At 71.7% G+C, this 13,440-nt stretch carries 10 protein-coding genes; 2 read left to right on the top strand and 8 right to left on the bottom strand.

The genetic code is table 11. The features are described 5' to 3' along the window. Positions 1 to 32 precede the first annotated feature (32 nt). From OIE74_RS35215 to OIE74_RS35195, 5 genes are read right to left on the bottom strand one after another with little or no spacing between them, the layout of a single operon-like run. Positions 33 to 677: a hypothetical protein gene (locus OIE74_RS35215; RefSeq protein WP_329391060.1), complete on the bottom strand. Its 645-nt coding sequence runs from the start codon at positions 675 to 677 to the stop codon at positions 33 to 35. Beyond that, positions 674 to 2,173 carry a HAMP domain-containing sensor histidine kinase gene (locus tag OIE74_RS35210; RefSeq protein ID WP_329391058.1) on the bottom strand — a complete coding sequence of 500 codons (1,500 nt, stop codon included), beginning with the start codon at positions 2,171 to 2,173 and terminating at the stop codon, positions 674 to 676. Before OIE74_RS35210 ends, OIE74_RS35215 begins: the two co-directional genes overlap by 4 nt. Continuing rightward, a complete protein-coding gene (locus tag OIE74_RS35205) occupies positions 2,170 to 2,853 on the bottom strand; it encodes a response regulator transcription factor (RefSeq protein ID WP_329391055.1) in 684 nt (227 codons plus the stop codon). The genes OIE74_RS35210 and OIE74_RS35205 overlap by 4 nt, the downstream gene beginning before the upstream one ends. 22 nt (positions 2,854 to 2,875) lie before the next feature. Beyond that, positions 2,876 to 4,552 carry a murein biosynthesis integral membrane protein MurJ gene (murJ, locus tag OIE74_RS35200; protein ID WP_329391053.1) on the bottom strand — a complete coding sequence of 559 codons (1,677 nt, stop codon included), beginning with the start codon at positions 4,550 to 4,552 and terminating at the stop codon, positions 2,876 to 2,878. Next, positions 4,549 to 5,793, bottom strand: coding sequence for a lipid II:glycine glycyltransferase FemX (locus OIE74_RS35195; RefSeq protein WP_329391051.1), 1,245 nt, complete (start codon positions 5,791 to 5,793; stop codon positions 4,549 to 4,551). Before OIE74_RS35195 ends, murJ begins: the two co-directional genes overlap by 4 nt. 203 nt (positions 5,794 to 5,996) lie before the next feature. Here OIE74_RS35195 and OIE74_RS35190 point away from each other — a divergent pair, with 203 nt between their 5' ends. Both OIE74_RS35190 and OIE74_RS35185 read left to right on the top strand, forming a co-directional pair. After that, positions 5,997 to 7,202: a L,D-transpeptidase gene (locus OIE74_RS35190; protein WP_329391049.1), complete on the top strand. Its 1,206-nt coding sequence runs from the start codon at positions 5,997 to 5,999 to the stop codon at positions 7,200 to 7,202. A 167-nt stretch (positions 7,203 to 7,369) separates the two neighbouring features. Continuing rightward, positions 7,370 to 8,878 (top strand): phosphoesterase, encoded by a 1,509-nt coding sequence (locus OIE74_RS35185; RefSeq protein ID WP_329391047.1) that lies wholly within the window; start codon positions 7,370 to 7,372, stop codon positions 8,876 to 8,878. Between the two features lie 45 nt (positions 8,879 to 8,923). Here the strand turns inward: OIE74_RS35185 and OIE74_RS35180 are convergent, their stop codons facing one another. The 3 genes from OIE74_RS35180 to OIE74_RS35170 all read right to left on the bottom strand — a co-directional run bounded on the left by OIE74_RS35180 (position 8,924) and on the right by OIE74_RS35170 (position 13,319). Next, on the bottom strand, positions 8,924 to 10,837 hold the full coding sequence (locus tag OIE74_RS35180; RefSeq protein WP_329391045.1) for a helix-turn-helix domain-containing protein: 1,914 nt from the start codon (positions 10,835 to 10,837) through the stop codon (positions 8,924 to 8,926). Between the two features lie 79 nt (positions 10,838 to 10,916). Beyond that, entirely contained in the window at positions 10,917 to 12,389 is a 1,473-nt protein-coding gene (locus OIE74_RS35175; protein ID WP_329391042.1) for an MFS transporter, read from the bottom strand. Between the two features lie 132 nt (positions 12,390 to 12,521). After that, a complete protein-coding gene (locus OIE74_RS35170) occupies positions 12,522 to 13,319 on the bottom strand; it encodes a 3-hydroxybutyrate dehydrogenase (protein WP_329391041.1) in 798 nt (265 codons plus the stop codon). Positions 13,320 to 13,440: the final 121 nt, after the last annotated feature.

Raw genomic sequence — 13,440 nt, 5'->3', positions numbered from 1 at the left:
GGAACGGGCGGTTGATGCCGCCCCCGCACCCGTCAGAGGCTGTCCGCGGGTGGTGCGACCGCCCTGCGCGGCTGTACGCCCAGATCGATGTCGGCGTCGCAGTTGGCCGGCTTCATGGTCCCGTCCGTGCCCCGCAGCAGCACCGGCCGGCTGCCCTCGGCGTCCCGTGCGAACGCGACGGTGCAGATCACCTGCCGTACCGCCGTGTCGTCGAGGCCGCTGAGCGCGAGAGGCAGTATGGCGAGCGTCCGGTCATCCTTGGTCAGCTCCACCCGGGGCGACTCGCCACCGCCGTCGCCGGGCAGGTCGGGAAGATCGGGCAGACCGTCGGTGAGCCCGACCTCGCGCTCATTCGGGAGCAGTCCGCCGAAGAGCGCCACCAGGGCCTTGGTCCCCGCCGTCGCCGGATCCGCCGTCGGCTGGTCCGACAGGTTCGCCGGGTCCTGCGGGGGTACGTACGCGCCGGGCCGGGCCACGGGCATCAGCGCTCCTTCCGAGCGGAAGAAGAGCAGCGTCCGGTCCTCACGGCTCGGGAACACCTGGATGGTGGCGGGCCCGCCCGCGTCGATCGCGTCGGTCGACTGGATGTCGCAGCCGGTGAGTTGCAGCGTGAGAAGGAGAACCGCCCCGGACACAAGGGGAGTTGAGCCGCGCAGGCGGCGCCACGAGCGGGTCACGCGGTCCCCTCCCCCGCGTTCAGGGGTATCTCGACGGTGAAGACCGCGCCGGTCGCCGCGTCCGGGTCTCCCGTGCTGTCCCGGGGCGCGTTGGCGGCGTGGATGGTGCCGCCGTGCAGCCGTACGTTCTCCTGGGTGATCGCGAGTCCCAGCCCGCTGCCCGTCGAACGGGTCCGGGCCGCCTCCGCCTTGTAGAAGCGGTCGAAGATGTGCGGCAGCGCCTCGGGCCGGATGCCGGGTCCCCGGTCGGCGACCTCCATCACGAGCAGGCCCGTACCGTCGTCGCTCGTCCTCGTGCGCAGCCGTACGGTGACGCCCGTGCCGCCGTGCCGCAGCGCGTTGCCGACGAGGTTGGCGACGACGATGTCGAACCGGCGCGGGTCGAGCCGGGCGCGAATGCCACCGGGCAGTTCGGTGCGTACCTGGCCGGTCCAGTGCCTGCTCTCCAGGGTCTTGGCGATGGTCTCGGCCGCGTCGACCTCGTCGGTGTTCAACTCGGCGGCGCGCGCGTCGAATCGGGAGATCTCCAGCAGGTCGTCGACGAGTACGGCGAGCTTTCCGGTCTCCGCGCTGATCAGCCGTACCGCCTGCGCTGTGTCGGGGTCGAGCCGGCCCGCGTCCTCGTCGAGCACCTCGGTCACGGCGAGCATCCCGGCGAGCGGGGTGCGCAGTTCGTGCGAGACGTCGGCGGCGAAGCGCCGGGCGCGTGCCTCGGCGCGCTGGAGTTCGTCCACGGACCGCTCGATCTCACCGGCGGACTCGTTGAACGTGCGGGCCAGATCGGCGAGTTCGTCACTGCCCCGGACCGGGATACGGGTGTCGAACCGGCCGCTGCCCATGCTGCGGGCGGCCCGCCGCAGCTCGCGGACCGGGCGCAGGACGCTCCGGGCGGCGAGCAGCGCGGGCAGCAGCGCGATCGCGAGTCCCGGCACCGCGCCGTCCCTGGCGGCGGTGATCAGCGCGTCGACCTGCGTCTGTTCCTGGTCCATGCGCATCACCGCGTACAGGACGAGCCCCGTGGACAGGACACCACCGACCCCGACCTTGAAGACGGTGGGCATGGCGATCGTCAGATACGGCACACCGTCCTTGACGACCCGTTCGAAGCTGCCGTGCGGATAGCCGGTGGCCTTGCGGCGCAGTTCGGGGGTGATCACGGTGGAGGTGGGGCTGGTCCCGGAGGAGGCCCGGAGTGTGCCGTACTCGGCGAAGACGATCCAGGTGTGCGGTTTGCCCTTGCGGGCGATGTCGCGCAGGACTTCCGACAGCCCGTCCGGGTCCTCCACGGGCAGCCCGACACCGATCTGCTGGACCTGTTCACGGAAGGACGAGACGGCGGTGTCCTGCGCCGTCCTGAGGACACTGCTGCGCGCCTCCCGGAAGGTGAGGGTGGCGGTGGTGCCCGCGCTGACGACGGCCACGAGCAGGAAGGCCAGCACCAGACGGGTGCGCAGCTTGAAGGGGGTGGCGGGCCGGCCGGGCCCGATGCCTTTCACAGCGGTCCGAAGCGGTAGCCGAAGCCGCGCAGGGTCTGGATGTACCGGGGGTTGCCAGGCGCCGACTCGATCTTGTTGCGCAGCCGCCGGACGCACGCGTCGACCAGCCGGGCGTCGCCGTGGTAGCTGTGCTCCCATACGTGTTCCAGCAGTTGCTGCCGGCTGAACACCTGCTCGGGCGCCGCGCTCAGATGCAGCAGCAGACGCATCTCGGAGGGGGCGAGCGCGAGCCGCTGCCCCGACTTGGTGACGGTGAGGCCGGTGCGGTCGATGGCGAGTTCGTCGTGGAACTCGACGGCGGGCCGCCCGTTGCCCGGCTCGTCGATGCGCCGCAGCACGGCCCGGATGCGGGCCTCGATCACTTCCGTACGGGCGGGTTTGACGATGTAGTCGTCGGCGCCCGCCTCCAGGCCCACGACGACGTCGAAGTCGTCGCCGCGCGCGGTGAGCATGATGATCGGCAACTGGCTGTTCTCACGCACCCGGCGGCAGACCTGGACGCCGTTCACGCCGGGCAGCATGAGGTCCAGCAGGAGCAGATCGGGGCGGAACTCGTCCAGGGCGGCGAGGCCGGCCTCGCCGGTGGCGGCGGTCCGCACCTCGTGACCCCGGCGGCGCAGGCCCAGTTCGACCCCTTCGCGTACGGAGGGGTCGTCTTCTATGAGGAGCACGCGTGGCATAGGCGGATTGTCCCAGGGGTTCTCAGCGCCGGGTGGGGCGTCGGACGAGGCGGCGGGTGAGGCCGGTGAGCAGGTGGTCGAGTTCCGTGAGCCGGAGCGGGCGGGCGAGGAGGACGAAGACCAGGCCGACCGCGGCAACGCCCGCGGCGCAGGCGGCGACCGCGCCCGCCGGCATCGCGCGGGCGGCAGCGAGGTGGCCGACGAAGGCGGCCGGTACGGCGGCGGTGAGCAGGCGCGCGTGGGCGGCGACGGATGCGGACCGTACGGACACGGCGGCGGGCACGGCGGGCGTGAGCCGGCGGTGCAGGACCAGCGCCGTCAGCACCCATCCCGCCAGCAGGGCCACCGAGTAGGCGCCGGCCATCCCGGTCACGGCCCACCGGGCCGGCAGCAGCGCGTACGCGGCCAGCGACAGACCGGCGTTGAGTCCGGCGATCACCAGGTTGAGAAGGAAGGGGGTGCGGGTGTCGGAGAGCGCGTAGAAGGCGCGGGAGAGGACGTACTGCCCGGAGAAGGCGACAAGTCCGGGCGCGAACGCCATCAGGATCCCGGCCATCACCGCGATGTCGCGCGCGTCGGTCCGCCCGTACTGGAACACGGCCGCCATCAGCGGCTGTGCGAGGGCCAGCAGGAGGCACGCGGCCGGTACGACCGCCGCCGCGCTGCTCCGCAGGGCGTACGAGACGTCGCGTCGCAGGCCGTCCCGGTCACCGTCGGCCGCGGCCCGGCTCATCCGTGGCATCAGTGCCGTGACCAGCGAGACGGTGACGATGCCGTGCGGTACGGCCCAGAGCAGATAGGCGTTGTTGTACGCGCTGAAGCCCGCGCCGCCGTCGATGCCCTCGCCCGCCGCCCGGCCGCCGGCGAGGGTCGCCAGCCGGGTCACCACCCAGTACGCGCCCTGGTTGGTGAGCACGAGCAGCACCAGCCAGCCCGCGGCGCGCAGCGGTCTGGTCAGTCCGCTGCCGCGCCAGTCGAAGCGGGGCCGCCAGCGGAACCGGGCCGCGCGCAGGACGGGCAGGAGCGCCAGCGCCTGTACGGCGATGCCCGCCGTGGTGCCCCAGCCGAGGAGCGCGGTTTCGGCGCCGGTGAGTTCGGAGCCGTCGCCCGTCGCGAGGTAGAGGCCGAACACCGCGATGACGACGACGTTGTTGAGGACGGGCGTCCACATCATCGAGCCGAACCGGCCCCGGGCGTTGAGCACTTGACCGAGCAGCGTGAAGATCCCGAGGAAGAAGATCTGCGGCAGACAGTAGCGGGCGAACGCGACGGTCATCGTGGCCTGTTCACCGGTGTAGCCGGTGTACGCGTCGACGAGCGCGGGCGCGGCCCATACGGCGCACGCGGTGATCGCGAGCAGGGCGACGACGCAGACGGTGAGCAGCCGGTCGGTGTACGCGGCGCCGCCGTCCTCGTGCTCCCTGGCCGCGCGGACCAGTTCGGGGACGAACACGGCGTTCAGGGCGCCGCCGATGAGCAGTGTGTAGACAATGGTGGGGACGGAGTTGGCGACGGCGTAACCGTCGGCGGTGAGCCCGACGCCGAGTGCGGCGGCGACCACGGCCGACCGGACGAATCCGGCGGCGCGTGACACCACGGACCCGGCCGCCATGATCACGCCGCTGCGGGCGACGGACGGCTCGCCCGGCTCGGCGGAAGGCGCGGGTTCGCCCGGCTTCGCGACGGATGTGGCGCTCATCGGCGGGCCAGGTAGGCCTGGAAGGCGCGGTACAGCGCGTGGTTGGTCGTCCCGGCCAACGGTCTCTCCCACTCCCCCAAGGTCTCGACGACCTGTCCCCCGGTGCCGAGTTTCCAGCGCAGCAGCCCGAAGGAACGATCCGCCGGATCGAGAGTGGAGGGTACCCCGCGCATGTCGTACACCTCCGCGCCGGCCGCGTGGGCGTCGAGGATCATCCGCCACTGGAGGGCGTTCGACGGGCGGACCTCCCGCCGGTGGTCGGCGGAGGCCCCCGTCTGGTACCAGACCCGCCGCCCGACGGTGATCATGGTGTGCGCGGCGAGTATCTCGCCCTCGTGACGGGCGAGATAGAGCTTCATCCGGCCGGGCTCCTCCGCGTTGAGCGCGGCGTACTGGCGCTCGTAGTACGCCTGCGAGCGGCCGAGCCGGAAGCCGTCACGCTCTTCGGTGAGGCACAACAGCCGGTAGAATTCGGGTAGTTCGGCCGCGCTGCCCACGGACACCTCCACCCCTGCCTTCTGTGCGCGGCGCACGTTGCGCCGCCACTCCTGGTTGAGTCCCGACCAGAGGTCGTCGGTGCCGCGGCCGGCGAGCGGCACCTGGAAGACATGGCGGGGCTGCGCGTCCCCGCCGCCCCCCGTGTCGTCGCCGCAGCGCTGCCAGCCCCGGGCCCGCAGCCGTTCGGCGACCGCCGTACCGAGCGGGTCGACCTCGCAGTCGAGGACATCGGCGAGCCGCATACCGGTTCCGGTCCGCGACTTCAGCGGGCCGGGGTGCCAGCGGCGGTGCGCGGGCGTGGGCCCGATCCGTACGGCGAAGGCGCCGGCGCCCTTGAGATACCGCAGCAGGGGTGTGAGCCAGCCGTCGATGTCCGGATCGGTCCAGTCGGTGACCGGCCCGTCGGGCAGATACGCGAAATACCGCCGGGTGCCCGGAAACTGACGCAGCAGCACCAGCGCCACGCCGGTGAGCCCCCCGGCTCCCGGCGCGGCTCCGCCCGCCGGTTCGCCCACCGGTTCGGAAGCTGATCCGGAAGCCGGTCCCCAGCCCAGCAGCAGTGGCCGCCAGCCGTCCTTGACCTCGGCCCACGAGGGGCACTGCAGGAATCCGGGACCGAGGGCCGCCCCCGTACGGGAGGCGAGGAACGCGCGGTACGCCTGTGCGGTGACGGGTCGCGGCCATAGGTCCCGGCCGCCTTGGCTCTGCCCGGTCCGGCCGGCCGTCACAAGGAGCGCTGCCACAGTGTGAGCCTCTCTTCCACCCCGACCTGTCCGCGGGGACGCCGAGGATGCTCACAGCGGTCCGTGACCGCTCCACGGGCCGAATGTGACGGGACGACGACCGTTCGCCATCAGTGGCTGTCACATTGTCCGCACGCCTCTCACCTGCGTGTTTCACCTGCCTAGAGTCGCGCTGTCCCACTGCCTTCCGACGGAGGTCTCCGTTGCGTCAGCCACCGCACCCACGCCACCGGTCCGTACGCCTCGCGCTCGCACCGGCCGTACTCATCTCGCTCACCGCCTGTTCGTCCGCCGCCGCGGGCGGTACGCCGGACGCCGCCGACGGCAAGGCCGGCCGTGCCGCCGAGAGCCCGGCCACCGTCACCGTCACCCCGCGCGGACAGGGCGCCGAGGCGGGGCACCCGGTGAAGGTCACCGCCCACGGCGGCACGCTCACGTCCGTCACGGTCACCGACGACCGGGGCCGGACCCTCAAGGGCTCGCTGGAGCCGAAGAACATGGTCTGGGTCTCCGACCGCAAGGCGGTGCCCGGGGCCTCGTACACCGTCAGGGCGGCGACCCGGACGAAGGGCGGTACGACGGGAACGGCGGAGGCGGCGTTCGGCACCGCCGACGCGAGCAAGGTCAACAAGACGGACTGGCGGCCGGGCGCGGGGGCCACGGTCGGCGTCGCGCAGCCGGTCTCGCTCGTCTTCGACAACCCGGTCGCGAACAAGGCCGAGGTGGAGAAGCAGTTGAGGATCACCACCTCCAACGACACCGAGGGTTCCTGGGGTTGGGTACGGGACTGGTCGGGCCGGGACCGGGTGGACTGGCGGCCGAAGACGTACTGGCGCCCCGGTACGAAGGTCACGCTGCGGGCGGAGCTGAACGGCACGGACTCCGGGACCGGCGGCTGGTTCGTACGGGACTACTCGACCACGTTCACCATCGGCCCCCGCCAGGTGGTCAAGGTCGATCTGGACCGCCACCGCCTCACCTTCGAACGGGACGGCGAGTCCGTACGCGAGATCCCGGTCTCCGGCGGCACCCCCGGCGGGGACAAACGGTCCTGGCGCGGCACGGCGGTGCTGATGGCCAAGGAGGGCACGATCAACATGAACTCCGAGACCGTGGGCCTCGGTGACGCCTACGACAAGATGGTCGACCAGTCGATGCGGCTGACCTGGTCGGGCATGTACGCGCACGCGGCGCCCTGGAACTCGCGCTACATGGGTGTCGCGAACCGCAGTTCGGGCTGTATCGGGATGAATTCGACCGACGCCGCCTGGGTCTACGGGCAGGTGCGCGTGGGCGATCCGTTCGAGATCAAGGGCGCCGACACCAAGGGCACGGTCGAGGCGGGCAACGGCTTCGGGGCCTGGAATCTGTCGTGGGCGGAGTGGCGGGAGCGGAGCGCCCTGGACTGAGCGCGGGGAGAAGCCGGCTGAGCGTGCGGGTTGCCGGGCTTTCGGTGTAGGGGGCAGTGGTGGTTGTTCTCGACGGGCCCTGCCTCCGTTCACCCGGCGTTCGGTTTGTTCTCCGAGACTCTGCGGTTGGCACCCCCCGCCGGAAGTAGAACGAAAGGCTTCACACCGTGAAGGACAAGAACACCGAAGACCCCGAGCGCTCGGCGCTCTCGCGGCGTCGCCTGGTCAAGTTCGCGGGCGTCGGTGCGACGCTCGCCGCCGCTGCCCCCATCGTTGGCGCCGGCGTCGCTTTCGGCAACGAGGACGACGACGACAACCGCAAGTCCGGCCAGTCCGGTGACTCCCGCAGACGCTCCTGGCGCGCCGGTGACCACCACGTGCACTCGGAGTACAGCGGTTCGTTCGACACGACGAAGAACCCGCCCGTGTTCAAGAAGGGCGCCGACGCCGTCTACCCGATCGTGACCAACGCGATCATGGCGAAGAACTTCGGCCTCAGCTGGGCCATGTGCACGGACCACGGCGGTCCGACGCACTCCAAGGTCAACCTGGAGCAGGCCTACCCCGACCTGCTGCGCTCGCGCGTGCTCGTCCCCGAGGTGCTCCAGTTCTGGGGCATGGAGTTCGACGCCCCGGCGCTCGACCACCACACGCTGATGATCCCGCACCACACCGACGAGGCGCAGCAGCTGTTCGAGCTGGAGTCGCGCTTCGCCAAGCTCGACGCGTTCCCCTCCGACCCTGGCCGTGACACCGAGGCCAAGATGGTGGAGTTCCTGAAGGCGGCGAAGGACATGCGCCGCAAGCCGCTGGTGATCGCCCACCACGCCTCGCGCTCGGCGCCCGGCCTGGGCGTCTACGGCCAGGACACCCCCCGCGAGTTCCGCAACGGCAACGACGCCGCCCCCGACATCTACGTCGGCTTCGAGGGCGCGCCCGGCCACCAGGCAGGACCGCTCAACGGCGGCGCCCGCGGCGGGTACGGCAACTACCCGACGCACGGCGGCTTCGACCAGATGACCGCGCGTGTCGGCGGCCTGTGGGACGCGCTGCTCGGCGAGGGCCGGCGCTGGTGGATCACGGCGACGTCCGACTCGCACGTGCACTGGACGCGTGGCGGCTCCGACTTCTGGCCGGGCGAGTACAGCAAGACCCACGTGCTGGCGCGGCAGGACTACGCCGACATCATGGACGGTCTGCGCAACGGCCGGATCTGGGTCGGCACCGGCGACCTCATCCGGACGCTGGACGTCACGGCGAGCAACCGCGGCAACGAGGCGTCCGTGGGCGAGTCGATCACGATCGACAACCGGGGCCGTACGGACGTCGAGATCGAGATCCGGTTCCGCCCGCTCAACGGCAAGAACGCCAACGGCGACCGTCCCGAGGTCCGTCGTGTCGACCTGATCACCGGCAAGATCACCGGCAAGGCCGACAACCGCGACTCCGACACCAACCCGACCACCAAGGTCGTGGCGCGGTTCGGCAAGCGCGACTGGCGCAAGCAGGGTGACGAGTACGTCATCAAGCACACCCTGCGCGACGTGGACGGCGACATGTACGCCCGCGTCCGCGGCACCAGCACGGACGAGGCCGAGCCGCTCGCGGACGGCCTGGAGAGCCCGTGGGAAGACCTGTGGTTCTACTCGAACCCGGTCTTCGTCAAGGTCCGCTAGTTTCACCGGAATCGCCTGATTCACCGGTCGCCGGACGGGCGGAGTTCAGCCCGTCCGGCGATCGCGCGTCAACCCGTGGAGCCTTAGGGCCAGTTGGATCTCCAGGGAGCGGGCCGGGGAGTTCCAGTCCTCGCCGAGCAGCCGGCCGACCCGTTCGAGCCGCTGCACCACCGTGTTCACGTGGACGTGCAGCGCGGTCTTCGTCCGGGTGAGGCTCGCCCCTTCGGCGAAGTACGCGTCGAGCGTCCCCACCAGGTCGGTGCCGCGCTCGGTGTCGTAGTCGAGTACGGGGCCGAGCGTGGCCGTCACGTAACCGCCGAGGTCCGGCCGGTCGCCCAGCAGTACGCCCACGAAGCCGAGGTCGTCGCTCGCCCCGCCGTGCCCGGTGTGGCCCAGGGCCCGCAGGGCGGAGAGGCAGCGGCACGCCTCGGTGTGGGTGGTGGGCAGTTCGGCGGGACCGGCGGCCGGGCCGGCGGCGCCGACGGTCACCGGGGAGCCGATCGCCTGGCCGAGTTCGGCGGCGAGCCTTCGCGCGCCGGCTCCTGGTGTGTCGGTGGGCGCGACCAGCACCACATGGCCCTGGTGGATTCCGGCCAGACCCCTGTCCGCCTGCGCGTGCCTGGCGGCCACGGCCAGCAGCCGGTGCCGGTCCGCCGTCTCGCTCTCCGCGACGAACACACAGTGTCTGCGGGCCAGGTTGACGCCGAGGCGCCGGGCCCGCGCCGACAGCGCGCCCGGATCGCCGGAGCGCGAGAGCAGGTCACCCAGCAGTTCGCCGCGTACCCGGTCCTCCGCCTCGGCGACCGAGCGGCGCAGCAGCAGAAGCAGCGCGGTGACGACCCCGGCACGTTCGAACAGCAGCCGGTCGACGTCCGCGAGGTCCGCGTGCCCGGTGAGGGCGATGCTGCCGAGGAGTTCGGGACCGGCCAGGACCGCGCAGACCCAGGTGCCGCCCAGCGGGACCGCCCGGCCGCTGGCCCTGGAGGCTGCGACGGCCGGGGCGGGTGGGGCGAGCGACTCGGCGCGGGCGCGGGCGAGTTCGGCGCCGTTCGCGTCGTGGATGAGGATTCCGCCGTCGAGGATGTCGGCGATGGCCTCGGCCACGTCGTCGGCTCCGCCGCCCCGCAGGACGAGATCGGTGAGCTGGTCGTGCGCCTGCTCGGCGCGGCGCATCTCGCCGCTGTGCGTTCTGATCGTCTCCGAGGCCGAGTTGAGGTCGACCAGCGCGGCCCGGGTCTCCTCCAGCAGCCGCGCGCCGTCGATGGCGATGGCGGCGTGGTCGGCCAGCGAGGAGAGGAGGGCGACCTCCTCGGCGGCGAACTCACGCGGCGCGCGGTCGGCCGCGTACAGCACTCCGATGACCCGGGCGCCGACCCGCAGCGGCACCCCGAGAATCGCGCGCAGGCCCTCGTCGAGCACGGCGCTGTCGATGGTGGTGGTGTGGTGGAAACGCGTGTCGCGCTGGTAGTCGCCGGTGGCGTACGGGCGGGCGGTCTGTGCGACGAGTCCGCCGAGCCCCTCGCCCATCCCGAGCCGCACCTGCTGGAACGCGGCGGCCACCGACCCGTCGGTCACCCGCATGTACGTGTCGCCGGCCGCTTCGTCGTTCAGGGACAGATAGGTGACGTCCGTACCGAGCAGCAGCTTGGCCCGGTGCACGATGGCCCGCAGCACCGCGTCCAGGTCGCGGAGCGCGGCCAGGTCGCTCGCGGTGTCGAAGAGCGCGGTGAGCTGGGCCTCGCGGCGCCGGTGCTGGCTGAGGGTGCGCCTGATCCGCAGGGCGACATCGGTCGCCTCGGTGATCGCGGCCAGTTCACCGCCCCGCACGCCCGCCTCACGGGCGTCGGCGGCGGGGCGGGCGAACTCCTCCGTGGGCGCTCCCCGCGCCAGCAGATCGAGCAGCCGGCGCAGGGCGGCCACGGAGTTCCGGGTGCCTGGAGCTGTCACGTCGGCGAGCATACGGTGATCACCTCCAGGTGGGCACGGGTGCGACGGGGCCGGTACGGGCCCGGTCGCGGTCGCGAGGGCGGGGCCGGGGTCAACCGCCCAGCCGGGCCGAGTCCTTGACGGTCTCGGTGTTCCCTGTGCGGTTCACGGCGGGGGCCCCCGCGGGCGGCGCGGGAACGGAACCGACCAGACCGTCCTTGGTCAGATCGCGGCCCCTGGTCTCCTTCGCCACCCAGACGGTCACGACGGTGACGAGCGCGGCGGCGCTGAGATAGAGGGACACCGGCACGGACGAGTCGTAGTCCTTCAGCAGTTCGACGGCGATGAGCGGCGCGAGCGCGCCACCGACGATCGAGGCGAGCTGGGAGCCCATCGAGGCGCCGGAGTAACGGACCCTGGTGTCGAACATCTCGGAGATGAAGGCCGCCTGCGGCCCGTACATCGCCCCGTGGAAGAGCAGGCCCACCGTGACGGCGAGGGCGATGACCGGGAACGATTCGGTGTCCAGCAGGGCGAAGAAGGCGAACGCCCAGCCCACCATGCCGACCGCGCCGATCTGGGTGACCGGTCGGCGGCCGAGCCGGTCGGAGAGCGCGCCCCACATCGGGATGGTGACGAAGTGCACCGCCGAGCCGATGAGAACCGCGTTGAGGGCGTCGCTCTTGGGCAGTTCCAGATGCACGGTGACATAGACGAGCACGAAGGCGGTGAGGATGTAGTACGAGACGTTCTCGCCGAACCGGGTGCCGATCGCGACCAGCACCTCACGCCAGCTCTTGCGGAACACCTGGACGACGGGGGCCTCTTCCTTGACCGCCGGGACACCGCCCTCGCCGCCCTCGCCGCCCTTGGCAGTCGTCCCCGCCGCCCGCGCCGCCTCCTCGGCCGCCTTCCGCTGAGCTTCCAGGAAGACCGGCGACTCCTCGACCGAGATGCGGATCCACAAGCCGATCATGACCAGCACACCGGAGAGCAGGAACGGGACGCGCCAGCCCCACGCGAGGAACGCCTCGTCGGACTGGATCGCGGCGAGCAGCGCCAGCACACCGGTGGCCAGGAGGTTGCCGCCGGGGGCGCCCGCCTGCGGCCAGGAGGCCCAGAAACCACGGCGCTTGTCGCCGCCGTGCTCGGAGACGATCAGGATCGCACCGCCCCACTCACCGCCGAGGGCGAAGCCCTGGACGAGCCGCAGCACGGTCAGCAGGATCGGCGCGCCGACGCCGATGGTCGCGTGGGTGGGCAGCAGACCCATGGCGAAGGTGGCGCCGCCCATCAGCAGGAGGCTGAACACCAGGAGCTTCTTGCGGCCGATCTTGTCCCCGTAGTGACCGAAGACGATGCCGCCGAGGGGACGGGCGGCGAAGCCGACGGCGTAGGTGAGGAAGGCGAGCAGCGTGCCGACGAGGGGGTCGCTGCTCGGGAAGAACAGGGTGTTGAAGACCAGCGCGGCGGCGGAGCCGTAGAGGAAGAAGTCGTACCACTCGATGGTGGTGCCGACGAGGCTGGCCGCCACGATGCGGCCGATGTTGGCCCGGCGGGGTTGTGGGGAGCTGGAGACGCTCATGGTGAAGTCACCGCGTTTCGTTGGGCGGTCAGGGACGGGGGTGCGGGTGGCGCGAAGGGAACTGGAGCGGGTCGGGCGGGTGGGGGCGGGCGTGGGAGCCGGCGACCGCGGGGAGACGGCCGCCGCGCCGGATCAGCCGGCTCCCCACCCGCCGTCGAGGGGGAAGGAGGAGCCGGTGATGTAACCGGTGTCGGGGCCGCAGAGCCAGAGGCAGACCGCGGCCACCTCCGCCGGCTCGATCAGCCGTTTGATCGCGGAACGGTCCAGCAGTACGTCCCTGACGACGTCGTCCGGGGCGATTCCGTGGGCCGTGGCCTGGGCGGCGATCTGCCCTTCCACGAGCGGAGTCCGTACGTAGCCGGGGTTGACGCAGTTGCTGGTCACACCGTGCGGGGCGCCTTCGAGAGCCGCCACCTTGCTCAGCCCCTCCAAGCCGTGCTTGGCGGCGACGTAGGCGGACTTGAAGGCGCTGGCGCGCAGTCCGTGGATGCTGGAGATGTTGACCACGCGGCCCCAGCCGCCCGCGTACATGTGCGGCAGGCAGTGGCGCATCAGCAGGAACGGGGCCGTGAGCATCACCTTCTGGATCAGCTCGAACCTGTCGGGCGGGAACTCCTCGATCGGGGCGACGTGTTGCAGCCCGGCGTTGTTGACCAGGATGTCCACGTCCGCCGGGAGCCGGCCGATCGCCCCGGCGTCGGCGAGGTCCACGGCATGGCTCACACCGCCGGTCCCGGCGGCGACGGACTTGGCCGCGTCGGCGTCGCGGTCGACGATGTGCACCAGCGCCCCGGCTCCGGCGAGTGCCTCGGCGCAGGCCCGTCCGATGCCACTGCCGCCGCCGGTCACCAGCGCGGTACGACCCTGGAGCTCCCTGCCGTCCGCGCGCGGTGCGGAGGGGCCGGGGGCTGCGTGACTTGGGCTCTTCATGGCCGGAACGGTAGAGACACCTGACCGGACATCCCATGTGACGGTTCGCCACAGTGGATGCCGATCAGGTGTCGACGGTCACCACTCGCGTTACCGAGAGCGGCGGTTCGCCACTCTGCGT

Source organism: Streptomyces sp. NBC_01716 (assembly GCF_036248275.1).
Taxonomy (GTDB): domain Bacteria; phylum Actinomycetota; class Actinomycetes; order Streptomycetales; family Streptomycetaceae; genus Streptomyces.
This window is presented reverse-complemented; position numbering and strand designations above follow the sequence as displayed.